The 16,237-nt window shown below is 72.3% G+C and carries 14 protein-coding genes; 5 read left to right on the forward strand and 9 right to left on the reverse strand.

The window, feature by feature from the left end; translation table 11 throughout:
• Positions 1-1,698, forward strand: a 1,698-nt coding sequence (locus tag B2W79_RS13980) for an iron ABC transporter permease (protein WP_292790321.1), incomplete at its 5' end; no start/stop codon positions are given.
• Positions 1,699-1,767: 69 nt separating this feature from the next.
• Here the strand turns inward: B2W79_RS13980 and B2W79_RS13985 are convergent.
• Entirely contained in the window at positions 1,768-2,610 is an 843-nt protein-coding gene (locus B2W79_RS13985; protein WP_292790322.1) for an alpha/beta fold hydrolase, read from the reverse strand.
• A 95-nt stretch (positions 2,611-2,705) separates the two neighbouring features.
• Here B2W79_RS13985 and B2W79_RS13990 point away from each other — a divergent pair, with 95 nt between their 5' ends.
• Positions 2,706-3,272 carry a TetR/AcrR family transcriptional regulator gene (locus tag B2W79_RS13990; protein WP_292790323.1) on the forward strand — a complete coding sequence of 189 codons (567 nt, stop codon included), beginning with the start codon at positions 2,706-2,708 and terminating at the stop codon, positions 3,270-3,272.
• An 87-nt stretch (positions 3,273-3,359) separates the two neighbouring features.
• Positions 3,360-4,175, forward strand: coding sequence for a tryptophan-rich sensory protein (locus B2W79_RS13995; RefSeq protein ID WP_292790325.1), 816 nt, complete (start codon positions 3,360-3,362; stop codon positions 4,173-4,175).
• Here B2W79_RS13995 and B2W79_RS14000 read toward each other — a convergent pair.
• The 6 genes from B2W79_RS14000 to B2W79_RS14025 are packed head-to-tail and all read right to left on the reverse strand — an operon-like array spanning position 4,172 to position 11,957.
• A complete protein-coding gene (locus tag B2W79_RS14000) occupies positions 4,172-4,843 on the reverse strand; it encodes a response regulator (protein WP_071327843.1) in 672 nt (223 codons plus the stop codon). The two genes, B2W79_RS13995 and B2W79_RS14000, sit on opposite strands and share 4 nt — an antisense overlap.
• A complete protein-coding gene (locus B2W79_RS14005) occupies positions 4,840-7,398 on the reverse strand; it encodes an ATP-binding protein (RefSeq protein WP_292790328.1) in 2,559 nt (852 codons plus the stop codon). The genes B2W79_RS14000 and B2W79_RS14005 overlap by 4 nt, the downstream gene beginning before the upstream one ends.
• Positions 7,395-8,000 (reverse strand): potassium-transporting ATPase subunit KdpC, encoded by a 606-nt coding sequence (gene kdpC / locus B2W79_RS14010; RefSeq protein ID WP_292790330.1) that lies wholly within the window; start codon positions 7,998-8,000, stop codon positions 7,395-7,397. The genes B2W79_RS14005 and kdpC overlap by 4 nt, the downstream gene beginning before the upstream one ends.
• 20 nt (positions 8,001-8,020) lie before the next feature.
• A complete protein-coding gene (gene kdpB, locus B2W79_RS14015) occupies positions 8,021-10,189 on the reverse strand; it encodes a potassium-transporting ATPase subunit KdpB (RefSeq protein WP_292790332.1) in 2,169 nt (722 codons plus the stop codon).
• A gap of 2 nt (positions 10,190-10,191) precedes the next feature.
• Positions 10,192-11,868: a potassium-transporting ATPase subunit KdpA gene (gene kdpA / locus B2W79_RS14020; RefSeq protein WP_071327839.1), complete on the reverse strand. Its 1,677-nt coding sequence runs from the start codon at positions 11,866-11,868 to the stop codon at positions 10,192-10,194.
• Complete coding sequence (locus B2W79_RS14025; protein WP_036292752.1) at positions 11,868-11,957, reverse strand: potassium-transporting ATPase subunit F; 90 nt, start codon at positions 11,955-11,957, stop codon at positions 11,868-11,870. Before B2W79_RS14025 ends, kdpA begins: the two co-directional genes overlap by 1 nt.
• Positions 11,958-12,238: 281 nt before the next feature.
• On the opposite strand from B2W79_RS14025, the gene B2W79_RS14030 reads away from it, so the two are divergent.
• Positions 12,239-13,387, forward strand: coding sequence for an SLC13 family permease (locus B2W79_RS14030; RefSeq protein ID WP_071327838.1), 1,149 nt, complete (start codon positions 12,239-12,241; stop codon positions 13,385-13,387).
• A 71-nt stretch (positions 13,388-13,458) separates the two neighbouring features.
• On the opposite strand, the gene B2W79_RS14035 is transcribed toward B2W79_RS14030, so the two are convergent.
• The gene (locus tag B2W79_RS14035) at positions 13,459-13,884 is read right to left on the reverse strand and encodes an FMN-binding negative transcriptional regulator (protein WP_292790337.1); all 426 of its coding nucleotides are present in this window, start codon (positions 13,882-13,884) and stop codon (positions 13,459-13,461) included.
• Positions 13,857-14,831, reverse strand: coding sequence for a DMT family transporter (locus tag B2W79_RS14040; protein WP_292790339.1), 975 nt, complete (start codon positions 14,829-14,831; stop codon positions 13,857-13,859). The genes B2W79_RS14035 and B2W79_RS14040 overlap by 28 nt, the downstream gene beginning before the upstream one ends.
• Here B2W79_RS14040 and B2W79_RS14045 point away from each other — a divergent pair.
• Complete coding sequence (locus B2W79_RS14045) at positions 14,830-16,236, forward strand: PLP-dependent aminotransferase family protein (RefSeq protein WP_292790342.1); 1,407 nt, start codon at positions 14,830-14,832, stop codon at positions 16,234-16,236. The two genes, B2W79_RS14040 and B2W79_RS14045, sit on opposite strands and share 2 nt — an antisense overlap.
• Position 16,237: the final 1 nt, after the last annotated feature.

Genomic DNA, 16,237 nt, shown 5'->3' on the forward strand with positions numbered 1-16,237 from the left:
TTCTCCTGGGGTGACCCGGCGACCTGGGCGGATGTCGCCAACGGCCGCTCGTCCATCCTGTTCGCCGTGCTCGCGGGCGTGTCGATCGCGCTCGTCTCCGGCGGGCCGAGCCCGGTCGCCGGCACCGCGCTCGCGCTCGCCTTCCAGGCCGCGACCTCGACACTGCTCATCCTGTTCGACGAGGAGACCAAGGGACTGCTCGCCTGGGGAAGCGGGAGCCTGTCGCAGCTCGGACTCACCGCGTTCCTCCAGGCGGCTCCGGTCGTCGTGGTCGTCACGGTGCTGGCCCTCGTGCTCGCGCGGCGCCTCGACATCCTGTCCCTGGGGGACGACACCGCCTCGTCGCTCGGCGTGCCGATCCGGTCGACCAGGACCATCGGGATCCTCCTCGCCGTCACCCTCACGGCGGTCGCGGTGACGCTCGCCGGGCCGATGGGCTTCGTCGGCCTGTGCGCGCCGGTGCTCGCGCGGCTGCTGACGCGGGTGGTGCCGAGCCTGAACCGCCATGTGCTGCTGATCCCCGCGTCGGGGCTCCTCGGCGCCCTCGTCGTCATCCTCTCCGACGCCCTCCTGCGCGCGCTGATCGGCGCGGAGGCCGCGATCCTCATCCCGACGGGCGTCGCGACGACGCTGCTCGGCGCGATCGTGCTCGTGCTCATGGCCCGACGCCTCCGCGACGCCGGACCCACGCGCGAGCCTCCGCGGGTGCGCTTCGGCGTCCGCAGCCGCCTGCGCTTCCGGATCACCCTCGCCCTCGTCGCCCTCGGCGTGGTCGGGGTGCTGCTGCTCGGGCTGCTCGCCGGGCACACCTGGCTGCTGACCGGCGACATCGCGCTGTGGCTGCAGGGGCAGGCTCCCGCGCCCATCGCCTTCGCCCTCGACGAGCGGGCGCCGCGGATCGTGGCCGCCGTGGTCGCCGGCGCCGCGCTCGCCCTCTCCGGCGCCGTGATCCAGGGGGTGAGCCGCAACCCGCTCGCCGATCCGGGCATCCTCGGCGTCACCGGCGGCGGCGGTCTCGGTGCGGTGCTGGTGATCACGAGCATCACGTCGTCGGCAGGCGGGATGATCGTGGGGGCCGTCACGGGCTCGCTGCTCGCCTTCGCCCTCGTCTACCTGCTGTCGTGGCGGGGCGGCCTGAACGCGGACCGGTTCCTGCTGATCGGCATCGGGGTCTCGTACTTCACGGTCTCCCTCACGACCTTCCTCCTGCTGCGGTCGAACCCGTGGGACACCCCGAAGATCTACACCTGGCTCTCCGGGACGACCTACGGCCGGGTGTGGGAACAGGTCATCCCGCTGGCCATCGTCCTCGTGATCGCGGTGCCGTTCGTGGTGATGAGCCGTCGGGAGCTCGACGTGCTGTCGCTCGACGAGGACACGCCACGACTGGTCGGCATCCGGCTGGAACCCGTCCGGTTGACGCTGCTGCTGGTGGCGGCCGTCCTCGCGGCGCTGAGCGTGACGGCGATCGGGGTCATCGGCTTCGTGGGGCTGGTGGCGCCGCACGCCGCGCGGGCGCTGGTGGGGGCACGGCACTCGCGGGTGATCCCGACGGCGGTGCTCCTCGGCGGGCTGCTCGTCGGCATCGCGGACACGATCGGCCGGACGGTGATCGCCCCCGCGCAGCTTCCGGCGGGTCTCGTGGTCGCGCTGATCGGCGCCCCGTACTTCGTCTGGCTGCTCTGGCGCTCCCGCTGACCTGCTTCGAATCGCCCGATTGGTCCCATCTCCGGGGGAAATGGGGCCAATCAGGCGATTCGAACGGGGTTACCGGGCCAGGAACTGCGTCAGCGCGGCGTTGACCTCGTCGGCGTGGGTCCAGAGGAGGCCGTGCGGGGCGCCCTCGACCTCGACGTACTCGGCCTCGGGGACGGCCTGACGGAAGCGGCGGGCGGTCGCGTCGATCGGCAGGATGTTGTCCTTCGTGCCGTGCAGGATCAGGGTGGGCTTGGCGGCGGCGGCCACGGCCTTCACGTCGTCGCGGAAGTCCTCGATCCAGGTCGGGACCACGGCGTACGCGGCGACCGGCGCGCTGGTGACCGAGAGGTTCCAGTTCGCGTCGACGACCTGCTGGCTGATGCGCGTGCCGAGGTTCTCGTCGAGGTTGTAGAAGTCCTTGTAGAACTGGGTGAACCAGGCGTAGCGGTCGTCCTTGGCTGCAGCTTCGATCCCGTCGAAGACCTCCTGCGGCACACCCTCGGGGTTGTCGTCGCGCTGCACGAGGAAGGGCTCGAGCGACGCGAGGAAGGCGAGCTTCGCGACGCGCTCGTGGCCGTAGCGGCCGACGTAGCGGGCGAGCTCGCCGGTGCCCATGGAGAAGCCGACGAGCACGACGTCGCGGAGGTCGAGGGTCTCGAGCACCGTGTTCAGGTCGGCGGCGAACGTGTCGTAGTCGTAGCCGGAGCCGACCTTGGAGGACTGCCCGAAGCCGCGGCGGTCGTAGGTGATGACGCGGTACCCCTGGGCGAGGAGTTCGCGGGTCTGGCGCTCCCAGCTGTGCCCGTTGAGCGGATAGCCGTGGATCAGGACGACGGGCTGGCCGCTGCCCTGGTCTTCGTAGTAGAGCTCGATCGGGGTGGTGTTCTCGGTGCCGACGGTGATGTAACCCATGATGTGTTCCTTTCGGTGCCGGTGAGAACGATCGTTCTCGCCTGATGTGATCAATCTAGAGAACGTTCGTTCTCGTGTCAAGTAGACTTCTGGACATGACCGAAGACGAGGCGCGCGAACGCATCCTCTCCGCCGCGGAGGAGCTCTACTACCGCAAGGGCTACGCGGCGGTCGGAATGGACGAGCTCCGGTCCGCCGCCGGCGTGTCGCTGCGGCGCGTGTACTCGCTGTTCCCGGCGAAGACCGACATCGTCGCGGCGGTGCTGGCCCGGAAGCACGCCGAGTGGGAGCAGGGGCTCACGGCGGCGGTGGCACAGAGCGGCGACGACCCGCGGGCCCGCCTTCTCGCGGTCTACGGCTACCTGGAGGACTGGTTCTGCAGCGACGGGTTCCGGGGCTGCGCCTTCATCAACGCGTTCGGCGAGCTCGGGGGAACGAGTCCCGAGGTGGCCGCGATCGTCCGCGCGCACAAGGCCTCGTTCCAGCAGTACATGGCGGAGCTCGTCGCGGCCACCGGTGCCCCGGCGGGGCTGGCCGCCCAGCTCTCTCTCCTCGCGGAGGGCGCGCAGAGCACGGCGGCGATCGGGGCTGATCCGGAGGCTGCCGTGCACGCACGCCGCGCCGCCGAGGTCCTGATCGACGCCACCCTCACTGCGGCCTGATACACCCTTTCGCTAACCTGGTTAGCGAAAGGGTGGGACCCTGTCAAGGCCGCTGCCTTCCGCTCCCGCCCCGCGTAGGGTGCGGGCATGGAGACCTCGACGAAGGGCATCGCCCGCCAGAGCCTTGTGATCGCCGCCGCCGTGTTCATGCTGATCGCCGCGGCCATCGGCGCGGGCGCGTTCGGGGGTGACTCCGTCGACGAGCTGCAGAACGGTGCGCTCTCGGCCCAGGGGTCGTACCTCGCCCCCGCGGGACCGGCGTTCTCGATCTGGTCGCTCATCTACCTCGGACTCCTCGCCTACACCGTGTGGCAGGCTCTCCCCGCGCAGCGACAGGACGAGCGTCAGCAGGCGGTCGGCGGCTGGATCGCCCTCTCGATGGTTCTCAACGGCCTCTGGCTGGTGACGGCGCGGTACCTGACGCTGTGGCTCACCGTGCTCGTGATCGGGCTGCTGCTCGCGACGCTCGCGCGCATCATCGTGCTCCTCGGCCGGTTCCCCGCGCGCACCCTCGCCGACCGCCTCCTCACCGACGGGGCGAATGGCCTGCACTTCGGCTGGGTCACGATCGCGACGGTCGCCAACACCGCCGCCTGGCTCACGCAGACCGTCCCGGAGATCGGGGCGGGCGCTCCCGACGCCTGGGCCGTCGCCGTGCTCGTGGTCGTACTGGTGATCGGTGCCGCGTCGGCCTGGCTCACCGGCCGCCTCGCTCCCGCGCTCGCGACCGCCTGGGGCCTGAGCTGGCTCGCGGTCGGGCGGCTCGCCGGTGAGCCGGAGAGCACGCCCACCGCCGTCACCGCGATCTTCGTCGCGGTCGTGCTCGTCGTCGTCGGCGTCGTGGCGGTCCTCCGGCGGCGTCGCCGCGCCGGCACGCGCGACCGCGCCCCACTCGGTCGCTAGAGGACCAGACGGTACCCCATGCCCGACTCGGTGAGCAGGTGCACGGGCGTCGAGGGCTCCTGCTCCAGCTTCTTGCGGAGCTGCGACATGTACAGCCGGAGGTAGCCGGAGTCGGACACCTGCGCGCTGCCCCAGATCTCCTTGAGGAGATCCTGCCGGGTCACCAGCGCGCCCGGGTGCCGCGCGAGGTGCTCCAGCATCCGCCACTCGGTCGGCGTGAGGTGCACGCGGGTGCCGGCACGGGTCACGGTCTTCGTCGCGAGGTCCACGACGACGTCCCCGAACGCGACCACGGACTCCCCGTTCGCGGCGATCGCGCGGCGGGAGAGCGCCCGCAGCCGGGCCAGGAGCTCGTCGACCTGGAAGGGCTTCGTGACGAAGTCGTCCGCCCCGGCGTCCAGCGCCTCCACCTTGTCGGCCGAGCCCGTCCGCCCCGATACGACGATGATGGGCACGTTCGTCCAGCCGCGGAGGGCCTGGATCACCTCGATGCCGTCGAGCCGGGGCATGCCGAGGTCGAGCATGATGAGGTCGGGATGGGTCTGCGCCGCGGCGGCGATCGCGGCGGCGCCGTCGGCGGCCACGACGACCTCGTAGCCGTGCGCCGCGAGGGTGATCCGCAGCGCCCGCACCATCTGGGGGTCGTCGTCGGCGATGAGGAGCTTCACTCCGTGCCCTCCGTGTCGGCGGTCCCTGCGAGCGGCAGGGAGATGACCATGGTGAGTCCGCCCCCGGGGGTGTCCTCCGGTGTCAGGCTACCGCCCATGCCCTCGGTGAATCCGCGCGACAGGGCGAGTCCGAGCCCCAGCCCGGTCGTGTTGTCGGTGTCGCCGAAGCGCTGGAACGGCTGGAAGATCGCATCCCGTCGTTCGGGCGCGATGCCCTCGCCGCGGTCGACGATCCGGAGCTCTGCCCGATCGCCCAGCCGACTGCTCGACACGAGCACACGGCTGCCCTCGGGGGCGTGCCGGTGGGCGTTGGCGAGCACGTTCACGAGCACCCGCTGCAGCAGCACCGGGTCGGCGTGGAGCGGCGGGAGGTCGGGGTCGAGGGTGAGCTCGACGTCGGCGGGGCCGAGGCCGAGCTCGTCCACGGCGGCGAGCACGGGGCCGGCTGCGTCGATCCGCTGAGCCGAGACCGCGAGCACCCCCGCCTCCACGCGGCTCACGTCGAGGAGGTCGGTGACGAGGGTGGAGAGGGTCGCGAGACTCTCGTCCGCGGTCTCCAGCAGCTCCGCGCGGTCCTCGGCGGACAGGCCGTGCGCGCCGCGGAGGCCGCCGATCGCCGCGACCGCCGAGGCCAGCGGCCGTCGCAGGTCGTGACTGACGGCGGAGAGGAGGGCGCTGCGCACCTGGTCCGTCTCGGCGAGGGCCTCCGCCTCCCGGGCGGTCGCGCGGAGGTCGGTGTGCTCGATGGCGGCGGCGAGCTGGGCGACGATCGCGTCGAGCAGGCGGCGCTCCGGACCGGCGATCGGCTCGCCGTTGAGCTCCAGCACGGCCCGCGGGCCCCCACCGGACGCGACCCCGACCGGGATGGTCGTGGCGCGGCCGTCCGGCACCGGCTCGCCGTCGCTCGCCAGCACGTCCCCGGACGGGGTGAGCAGCCGCACCCCGCTCAGCCCGAACGCCTCCCGCGTGCGGCTGACGAGGGCGAGCACGGCGTTGTCGCCGCGGAGCACGTTCCCGGCCACGGCCGCGAGAAGCTCCGCCTCGGCGGTCGCCCGTTGCGCGGTCCGCGCTCGGCGGGCGGCCTGGTCGACGATGAGGCTCACGAGGATCGCGATGATGACGTAGAGGGTGAGGGCGAGCACGTGCAGCGGGTGCGCGATCGTGATCGTGAACAGCGGGGCGACGAAGAGGAAGTCGAGGGTGATGCCGGAGAGCACGGCGGCGAAGACGGCGGGCCGGATGCCGCCGATGAGGGCGACGACCACGACGAGCAGCTGGTAGGCGAGCACCTCGGCCGTGATCGACTCCGGGCTGCGGAACGTGAACATCAGCCACGACAGCAGCGGGCCGAACACGAGGGCCACACCGAAGCCGAGGGCCTGACGCCGCCAGCCGAGCGCACCGCCGGTGATGCGGGGAAGGGCGAGACGGCCGCCCGCCGCGGCGTGGGTCACGATGTGCACGTCGATGTCGCCCGAGCGGCGGATGACCTCGGCGCCGATGCCGGGCCCGGTGAGCGCGGCGGCGAGGCGGCCGCGCCGGCTCACGCCGATCACGAGCTGCGTGGCGTCGGCGCCCTGGGCGAACTCCACCAGTGTCGCCGGGATGTCGTCGCCGACCACCTGATGGTAGGTCCCGCCGAGCGACTCGACGAGGGAGCGCTGCGCGGCGAGGGCGCCGGGGGTCTCGTCGCGCAGGCCGTCCTGGGCGGTCACGTGCACGGCGAGCAGCTCCCCGCCGGCGGACCGGGCGGCGATACGGGCCCCGCGGCGCAGCAGCGTCTCGCCCTCCGGGCCGCCGGTGAGGGCGACGACCACGCGTTCGCGTGCCTGCCACGCTCCGGCGATGCCCTGTTCGGCGCGATAGGTGCGGAGCGCGCTGTCGACCTCGTCGGCGAGCCACAGCAGGGCGAGCTCCCGCAGGGCGGTGAGGTTGCCGAGCCGGAAGTAGTGCGAGAGCGCGGCATCGATGCGCTCCGCGGGGTAGACGAGGCCGGCGGCGAGGCGGTCGCGGAGCGTCTGCGGTGCGAGGTCGACGACCTCGATCTCGTCGGCAGCGCGGACGACCGCGTCCGGGATCGTCTCGCGCTGGGCGATGCCGGTGATCTTCTCCACGACCGCGTTCAGCGACTCGATGTGCTGCACGTTCACGGTAGTGACGACGTCGATCCCCGCGTCCAGCAGCTCCTCGACGTCCTGCCAGCGCTTCGGGTTCCGCGAGCCGGGGGCGTTCGTGTGCGCGAACTCGTCCACGAGCGCGATCTCCGGGCCGAGAGCGAGCACCGCGTCGAGGTCGAGCTCGGAGAGGACGACCCCGCGGTGGGCGTCCTCCCGGCGCGGCACCTCGGGCAGTCCGGAGGTCAGGGCGGCCGTGGCGGCACGACCATGGGTCTCGACGATCGCGATGACGACGTCGCGGCCCTCGTCGCGGAGCCTCCGGCCCTCGGCGAGCATCTCGAAGGTCTTCCCGACCCCCGGCGCGGCACCGAGGAGGACGCGCAGTCGCCCGCGGCGGTTCCGGTCCGTCGCGGGGCGCGGCGGCCGCTCTGCGCTCATGCACCCTCCCGGTCGTCGAGTGCGAGATTCAGCTCCGCGACGTTGATGCGCTCCTCGCCGAGGAACCCCAGGTCCCGCCCTTGAATCCTAGACTCCACCAGCGCCCGGACCTCGTCCTCCGGCAGGTCGCGGGCGGCGGCCACCCGCGGCACCTGCAGCAGGGCGTACGCGACGCTGATGTGCGGGTCGAGACCGGAACCGGATGCAGTCACGGCGTCCGCGGGCACCGCGGACGGATCGACCCCCTCCCTCGCGGCGATCTCGGCCTTCCGTTCGGCGATCGCGGCGACGAGGTCGGGATTCTCCGGCCCGAGGTTGCTGCCGCCCGACGACGCCCCGTCGTACCCGTCGCCGGCTGCCGAGGGGCGGGACTGGAAGTACTCCGGCAGGGCCTCGCCCTCGGCATCCGTGAAGGACTGGCCGATGAGAGCGCTGCCCCGGTCGCCGGGGAGCATCGAGCCGTTCGCCTGGGCGGGGAGGACGAGCTGGCCGATGCCGGTGACGAGCAGCGTGTACCCGACGCCGAGGACGAGGGTGAGGACGAGCATCGCGCGGACGGCGACACCGGCGGTGCGCATCGTGGTGCGGGTGGTGGACGACATGGCGTTCCTTTCGAGCCCGGTCAGAAGCCGGGGAGGAGGCTGACGAGGAGGTCGATGAGCTTGATGCCCACGAACGGGGCGATGACGCCGCCGAGGCCGTAGACGAGCAGGTTCCGCTGCAGGATCTGCGAGGCGCTCGCCGGCCGGTAGGTCACGCCGCGGAGCGCGAGCGGGATGAGGAACACGATCACGATGGCGTTGAAGATGATCGCGCTCGTGACCGCCGAGGCCGGCGAGTGCAGCTGCATGATGTTCAGTGCCGCGAGTCCGGGGAACACGCCCATGAACATCGCCGGGATGATGGCGAAGTACTTCGCGATGTCGTTCGCGAGCGAGAACGTCGTCAGCGCGCCGCGGGTGATGAGCAGCTGCTTGCCGATGCGGACGATGTCGATGAGCTTGGTCGGGTCGGAGTCGAGGTCGACCATGTTGCCCGCCTCCTTGGCCGCCGAGGTGCCCGTGTTCATCGCGACGCCGACGTCGGCCTGGGCGAGTGCGGGGGCGTCGTTCGTGCCGTCCCCGGTCATCGCGACGAGGCGCCCGCCCTCCTGTTCGCGGCGGATGAGGTCGAGCTTGTCCTCCGGCGTGGCCTCGGCGAGGTAGTCGTCGACGCCGGCCTCGGCCGCGATGGCCTTCGCGGTGAGGGGGTTGTCTCCGGTGATCATGACCGTGCGGATGCCCATGCTGCGCAGCTCGTCGAACCGCTCGCGCAGGCCGTCCTTGACGATGTCCTTGAGGTGCACGACCCCGAGGATCCGCGCTTCCACAGGATGGGTCCCTGAGCCTGTCGAAGGGCCTGAGCTTGTCGAAGGGCCCTGCACCGCGACGACGAGGGGCGTGCCGCCGCCCGAGGCGACGTCGTCGGTGAGGGTCGTGAGCTCGTCATCGGGGGTCTGACCCAGCCAGGCCGCCACGGCCGAGGCCGCGCCCTTGCGGATCTGCGTGCCGTCGGCGAGGTCGAGACCGCTCATGCGCGTCTGCGCCGTGAACGGGACGACGACGGCATCCGCCGGGGCCTCGACCCGGATCCCCCGGGCGGCGGCGAGCTCGACGATCGACGCGCCCTCCGGCGTCGGATCGGCGAGGGAGGAGAGGGCGGCGGTGCGCAGCAGCTCGGCGGCGTCCACTCCGGTGAGCGGCAGCACGGTGTGGGCGCGGCGGTTGCCGTGGGTGATGGTGCCGGTCTTGTCGAGGAGCAGCGTGGTGACGTCGCCCGCGGCCTCCACCGCCCGCCCCGACATCGCCAGGACGTTCCGCTGTACGAGCCGGTCCATACCCGCGATGCCGATGGCGGAGAGGAGCGCGCCGATCGTGGTCGGGATGAGGCAGACGAGCAGGGCGATGAGGACGGGGATGCTCACCGGCGACGCGGCGTACGACGCGATCGGATTCAGCGCGAGGACGACGACGACGAACACGATCGACAGGCTCGCGAGGAGGATGTTCAGGGCGATCTCGTTCGGGGTGCGCTGCCGGCTCGCCCCCTCGACGAGCGCGATCATGCGGTCGACGAACGTCTCGCCGGGCTTCGACGTGATGCGCACGACGATCCGGTCGGACAGCACCCGGGTGCCGCCGGTGACGGCGCTGCGGTCGCCGCCGGATTCGCGGACGACGGGGGCGCTCTCGCCGGTGATGGCCGACTCGTCGACCGTCGCGATGCCCGCGACGATGTCGCCATCGCCCGGGATCAGCTCGCCTGCGGTGACGATCACGAGGTCGTCGCGCTGCAGCTCCGCCGACGACACCGTCTCCGTCTCGGGCTCCTGGGTCTCTGAGCCTGTCGAAGGGCCCACCACCCGCCGCGCCATCGTCTGGGTGCGGGTGTTCCGCAGGCTCGCGGCCTGCGCCTTGCCGCGCCCCTCGGCGACCGACTCCGCGACGTTCGCGAAGAACACGGTCAGCCAGAGCCAGATCGCGATGCCCCAGGTGAACGCCGCCGGGACGGGAGTGCCGCCGGAGGGGGCGGGTCCGCCGAGGAAGGGCTCCGCGATCGCGAGGACGGTCGTGAACGCGGCGCCGACCCACACGAGGAGCATCACGGGGTTGCGCACGAGCGTCGCGGGGTTCAGCTTGCGGAGGGCGCCGGGGAGCGCCTGCGCGAGCTGGGCGCCGCTGAAGGAACGCGGCGGGCGGGCCGGGACGGCGGGGGCGTCCTGCTGTTCGGGAGGGGTGGTCAGGAGGGTCATGGTCAGAGTCCTTCGGCGAGCGGTCCCAGTGCGAGCACGGGGAAGTAGGTGAGGGCCGTCACGACGACGGTCACGGTGAGGAGCAGGCCGACGAACTGCGGCCGGTGGGTGGGGAGCGTGCCGGTCGTGGCCGGCACCCGCTCCTGCGCGGCGAACGACCCGGCGAGGGCCAGCACGAGCACGATCGGGAGGAAGCGCCCGAGCAGCATCGCGACGCCCAGGGCGGTGTTGAACCACGGGGTGTTCGCGGTGAGTCCGGCGAACGCGGAGCCGTTGTTGTTCGCGGCGGAGGTGAACGCGTAGAGCACCTCGCTCATGCCGTGCACACCGGGGTTGAGGATGCTCGTGGACTCCACGTCCTCGCGGATCCCGGGGATCGCGAAGCTCAGGGCCGTGCCGCCGAGGACGAGCGCCGGCACCACGAGGATGTAGAGGCTCGCGAGGGTCATCTCCCGCGGGCCGATGCGCTTCCCGAGCCACTCCGGAGTGCGGCCGACGAGCAGCCCGCCGACGAAGACCGCGACGATCGCGAGCACGAGCATCCCGTACAGACCGGAGCCGACGCCGCCCGGAGCGACCTCGCCGAGCATCATGTTCAGCATCGGCATCATGCCGCCGAGCGCGGTGTACGAGTCGTGCATCGAGTTCACGGCCCCGGTCGAGGTGAGGGTGCTCGCGCTGCCGAACAGGGTCGAGCCGAGGATGCCGAAGCGCTGCTCCTTGCCTTCCATCGCCGCCCCGGCGAGTTCAGGCGCGGCGCCGCGTCCCGCCAGCTCCAGGGCCGAGAGTGCGGCGAGCGAGGCGAGGAACAGGGTGCCCATGACCGCGACGATCGCGTACCCCTGGCGGTGGTCGCCGACCAGTCGGCCGAACGTGCGGGGGAGGGCGAACGGGATCACCAGGATCAGCAGCACCTCGAGGAGGTTGGTCCACCCGGTCGGGTTCTCGAAGGGGTGGGCGGAGTTGGCGTTGAAGAAGCCGCCGCCGTTGGTGCCGAGCAGCTTGATGGCCTCCTGCGACGCGACCGGACCGCCGGGGATCGTCTGCGTGCCGCCGGAGACCGTGGCGACGTCGGTGAAGCCGTTCACGTTCTGGATCACGCCGCCCGCGAGCAGGGCCACCGCGCCGATCAGGGCGAGCGGGAGGAGCAGCCGCCCCAGGCCGCGGGTGAGGTCGACCCAGAAGTTGCCGATCGTCGCGGAGCCGCGGCGCGCGAGCCCGCGGACGAGGGCGATGGCGATGGTGAGGCCGACGGCGGCGGAGACGAAGTTCTGCACCGTGAGGCCCGCGAGCTGCACCGTGTAGCCCATGGTCTGCTCGGGCGAGTACGACTGCCAGTTGGTGTTCGCGACGAAGGACGCGGCCGTGTTGAACGCGAGTCCCTCGGGCACAGCGGGCAGGCCGAGCGACGCGGGCAGGAAGGCCTGGAGCCGCTGCAGCCCGTAGACGAGCAGGAGGCCGACGAGCGAGAACAGCAGCACGCTGCGGGCGTAGGCGCGCCAGGTCTGCTCGGAGCGGGGGTCGACGCCGATCACCCGGTAGAGCCCGCGCTCGACGCGCAGGTCGCGGCCGGAGGTGTAGACGTGCGCGATGTAGTCGCCGAGGGGACGGTAGAGGAGCACGAGCACGACCACGACGGCCGTGATCTGGAGGACGCCGTACAGGAGGGCCGCGTCCATCAGAAGCGCTCCGGGGCGACGAGCGCCACGACCAGATAGACGACCGCGGCGACGGCGAGGACGGCGGCGAGGATCTCGAAGACGATCATGCGCGGTCCACCGCCTTGGCGATGAGGGACACGAGGGCGAACAGCGCCAGGGTCAGCGCGAGGTAGATGATGTCGAGCACGTCCTCGATCCAACTGCGCCGTCCCGCCGCATCCGCCGATCCTCACGGTTCCCCTACGCCCACCCCCCCGGATGCATGCGGGTTGCTCACGGAGACGGCCTTCGAATCGCGCACCTGGTCCCCAACCCGCCGCCGATGCAGCCAGGTGCGCGATTCGAAAGGGGGTGCCGGCCCTATGCTCACGAGGTGGGAATCAGACGGATGCGGATCGGGACGGGGACGGGGATCGTCGCCGGGCTCGTGGTGGTCGCGCTCGGGTGCGTGCTCACCGGGTTCCTGCCGCGGACGGACGCCGGTGCGCTCGGGGAACGGATCGCGCCCGTGCTGGGGTTCGTCGTCGCGATCACGATCGTCGCCGAGCTCGCCCGCGATGCAGCGGTGTTCGACGTCGTCTCCCAGCGCCTCGCGCGCTGGGGTCGAGGCCGCGTGGTGGTGCTGTGGGCGCTGGTGGTCGTGCTCGCGGTGGTGAGCACCGTGTTCCTCTCGCTCGACACGACCGCCGTGATCGTCACCCCGGTGGTGGTCGTGCTGGCGCAGAGCATCGGCGTCTCCCCGCTGCCGTTCGCCCTGGCCACCGTCTGGCTCGCCAACACCGCGTCCCTCGCGCTGCCGGTCTCGAACCTCACGAACCTGCTTGCCGCGCCCGCGATGGGGGAAGGCCCAGGGGCGTTCATCGCGCTGAGCTGGGCGCCCACGCTCGTGGGGATTCTGGTGCCCGTCGCGATCCTCACCGTCCTGCATCGACGCACGGTCTTCGGCGCATACGAGACGCCCGAGCCCCGACGCCCCGCCGACCCGACGCTGTTCTGGAGCGCCACCGGCGTCCTCGTCGTGCTGATGCCGCTGCTCGCGCTGACCCCCGACGTGTGGATCCCGGCGACGGTCGCAGCACTCGCGTTGATCGTGCTGTTCGCCGTCCGTCGCCGCCACGCCCTGCGGCTCTCGCTCGTCCCGTGGCAGGCGCTCGCGCTCGCCGCGTCGCTGTTCGTGCTGGTCGAGACCGCGCACGCGCAGGGGCTGCTCGACTTCCTGACGTCCCCGACCGCGAACGGCGACTCTCTCGGCGACCTGTTCCGGCTCGCGGCGCTCGGGGCCGTGAGCGCGAACGCGATCAACAACCTCCCGGCCTACCTCGTGCTCGAACCCGCGGCAGGGGACCCGGTCGCCCTGATGGCCCTGCTGATCGGCGTGAACCTCGGTCCGCTCATCACACCGTGGGCCTCGCTCGCGACACTCCTCTGGCACCATCGCGTGACGGCGCTCGGGGTCGAGATCCGCTGGGGTCGCTTCGCGCTCTGGGGGGCCGTCGCCGCGGTGCCCACCGTCGTCCTCGCCACGCTCGTCCTCTGACCCCGTTTCGAATCGCTTACTTTGCGGCAAATCCGGCCGCGATGGAGCAAAGTGGGCGATTCGAACGGGGGTCAGACGCGACGCATCTCGGCGGCCAGGGCGGGGTGGACGGCGTCGAACCGGGCGACCCGAAGCCGCAGGCCCACCGTGCCCTTCGCCGCCCGCCGGGTGCCGGGCTCGTCCTCCGCGAGGCTCCGCCCGTGCGGCCGCACACCCTCGAAGTGGTCGGTGAGCCGGGTCAGCATGGCGTCGTTCTCCTCCGCGGTGACGATCTCGGGGGTGCCGGAGAGGGGCGCGCTGACGTGGTTCCACGTCGGCACGAGGTCCCCCTGGCTCACGAGCACGATGTCGTCCTCGTCCTCGTCGAGCAGCGCCGGGTAGTGCGAGGCAACGAGGCCGGCGGAGACCGGTGAGACGAACGCCGCCCGCGGGTGGGCGCGGATGAGGCGCTTCACCTCGTCGGGGTCGGTCATGAGGTAGCGGGGGGTGTGACGCACGGCGCCTCCTGTCGGGTGGGGGTGGGGGTGGGACGAGAGCTGCGGGTGCGGACGGCGAGCCCGGCGCACACGACGACGGCGAGGCCCCCGAGCACCGTGGCGATGCCGACGTCCTCATGGAAGAGGAAGGAGGCCCAGGTGATGCCCATGACGGGCTGCACGAGCTGGATCTGACTCACCTGCGCCATCGGGCCGATGGCGAGGCCGCGGTACCAGGCGAAGAATCCGAGGAACATGCTGACCGCGGCCAGGTAGGCGAACGCGAGCCACGCGGTGGGGCTGGCGACGGGCGGGGCGGCGACCCCGGCGACCACGGCCACCGCGAGCATCACGGGGGCAGCGAGGACCAGTGCCCACGAGATCGTCTGCCAGGCGCCGAGTTCGCGGGCGAGCAGGCCACCCTCCGCGTAGCCGACGGCCGCGGCGATCACGGCGCCGAACAGCTGGAGGTCGGCGGGGCGGAGGGCGCCGGGCGTGCCGTTCTGCACCGTCGCGAAGACGAGGGCCGCCGCGGACCCGAGAAGCGCGAACACCCAGAACGAGGCGGACGGGCGCTCGCGGGTGCGCAGCACGACGGCCACGGCGGTCGCGGCGGGGAGGAGACCGATCACGACCGCCCCGTGACTCGCCGGCGTCGTGGTCATCGCGAACGAGGTCAGCAGCGGGAAGCCCGCGACCACACCGAGCGCGACGATCGCGAGTCGTGCCCACTGGACCGGGCTCGGCGGCTGTTGACGCGTGACGAGGAGGACGACCGCGGCGAGCACGGCGGCGACGACCGCACGGGCGGAGCCGATGAACAGCGGCGAGAGTCCGCCGCCGAGCGCGATCCGCGTGAACGGGAGCGTGAACGAGAAGGCGACGACGCCCAGCAGTCCCCACCCGGGACCGGCAGCGCGGGATAGCAGTGTTCCGTTCGGACGGATAACGCTACTGTGTTCTTTCATGAGTCAGGATAGCACCGCGCGCATCGTGGCCGGCCTCCGAGCCTGGATCGCCACCGCCGCACCCGGCGCCCGCCTCCCCTCCAACCGGGCGCTCACGGCCGAGTACGCCGCGAGCCCCGTGACCGTGCAGAAGGCCGTGCAGCAGCTCGTCCGCCTCGGGCTCGTGGACGCGCGACCCGGCGTCGGCACCTTCGTCCGCGCCGCGCGCACCGTCCTACCGGCGGACTACGGCTGGCAGTCCGGAGCGCTGGGGGCAGCCGCCGTACGCCTGGACGGCCTCTCCTCGGCGCAGCGCCCGACCTCGCCGGACGCGATCGGGCTGCACTCCGGCTATCCGGCTCCGGATCTCCTCCCCGAGCGGCTGGTGCGCCAGGCCCTCGTGCGCGCCTCCCGGACCGCGTCCGCCCTCACCCGCTCGCCCGCAGCCGGCGAGCCCGGGCTGCAGGAGTGGTTCGCGGCGGAGCTGGCCGCGGCGGCCCCGGCGGGGATCACGGTGCCGACCGCCCGCGACGCCGTCGTCATCTCCGGGAGCCAGAGCGGGCTGAGCTCGATCTTCCGGGCGGTCGTCGGCGTCGGCCGGCCGCTGCTCATCGAGTCGCCGACCTACTGGGGGGCGCTGCTGGCGGCAGAGCAGGCGGGGGTCGTGCTCGTTCCCGTCCCTTCGGGGCCGCATGGACCGGACCCGGATGCGGTCGACAGGGCGCTCGCCGAGACCGGGGCCCGGGCGTTCTACGCGCAGCCCACGTTCGCGAACCCCACCGGCGCGCAGTGGCCGGCGGCGACCGGGGAGGCCGTGCTCGACGCGGTGCGTCGCCACGGCGCCTTCCTCATCGAGGACGACTGGGCGCACGACCTCGGCATCGACGCCGACCCCCGCCCCGTGGCCGCCTCCGACCACGACGGCCATGTGGTGTACCTGCGCTCACTGACGAAGAGCGTGTCGCCGTCCCTGCGGGTGGCGGCGGTGATCGCGCGCGGCCCCGCCAGGGATCGCATCCTCGCCGATCGTGCGGCGGAGTCGATGTACGTCAGCGGCCTCCTCCAGGCCGCGGCCCTCGACGTGGTGACGCAGCCGGCGTGGCGCACACACCTCCGCGGCTTCCGGGAGCAGTTGCGCTCGCGGCGCGACCTGCTGCTGTCGTGCCTGGCCGCGCAGGCGCCCACCGCGCTGGTGGAGGCCGTGCCGGTCGGCGGGCTGAACCTCTGGCTGCGTCTGCCCGACGGCACCGACGCCGCAGCCGTCGTCCGGGAGTGCGCGGCCCGCGGCCTCGTCATCGCGCCGGGGAGCGAGTGGTTCCCCGCGGAGCCGTCCGGTTCCTACGTGCGGCTCAACTACGCGAGCGCCGACCCGTCCCGTTTCCCCGAGGCCGCGACGATCCTCGGTGCGGTCCTCTCCGGAAGCTGAG

It is taken from the genome of Microbacterium sp. UBA7513, from assembly GCF_002478345.1.
Lineage (GTDB): Bacteria > Actinomycetota > Actinomycetes > Actinomycetales > Microbacteriaceae > Microbacterium.

Excerpts from the sequence above, each read along its gene's own strand:
- B2W79_RS14005 (WP_292790328.1), bottom strand. The coding sequence starts at position 7,398 with ATGAGCGCAGAGCGGCCGCCGCGCCCCGCGACGGACCGGAACCGCCGC.
- B2W79_RS14025 (WP_036292752.1), bottom strand. The coding sequence starts at position 11,957 with ATGATCGTCTTCGAGATCCTCGCCGCCGTCCTCGCCGTCGCCGCGGTC.
- B2W79_RS14030 (WP_071327838.1), top strand. The coding sequence starts at position 12,239 with ATGCGGATCGGGACGGGGACGGGGATCGTCGCCGGGCTCGTGGTGGTC.
- kdpC (WP_292790330.1), bottom strand. The coding sequence starts at position 8,000 with ATGTCGTCCACCACCCGCACCACGATGCGCACCGCCGGTGTCGCCGTC.
- kdpA (WP_071327839.1), bottom strand. The coding sequence starts at position 11,868 with ATGGACGCGGCCCTCCTGTACGGCGTCCTCCAGATCACGGCCGTCGTG.
- B2W79_RS13995 (WP_292790325.1), top strand. The coding sequence starts at position 3,360 with ATGGAGACCTCGACGAAGGGCATCGCCCGCCAGAGCCTTGTGATCGCC.
- kdpB (WP_292790332.1), bottom strand. The coding sequence starts at position 10,189 with ATGACCCTCCTGACCACCCCTCCCGAACAGCAGGACGCCCCCGCCGTC.
- B2W79_RS13985 (WP_292790322.1), bottom strand. The coding sequence starts at position 2,610 with ATGGGTTACATCACCGTCGGCACCGAGAACACCACCCCGATCGAGCTC.
- B2W79_RS14040 (WP_292790339.1), bottom strand. The coding sequence starts at position 14,831 with ATGAAAGAACACAGTAGCGTTATCCGTCCGAACGGAACACTGCTATCC.
- B2W79_RS13990 (WP_292790323.1), top strand. The coding sequence starts at position 2,706 with ATGACCGAAGACGAGGCGCGCGAACGCATCCTCTCCGCCGCGGAGGAG.
- B2W79_RS14045 (WP_292790342.1), top strand. The coding sequence starts at position 14,830 with ATGAGTCAGGATAGCACCGCGCGCATCGTGGCCGGCCTCCGAGCCTGG.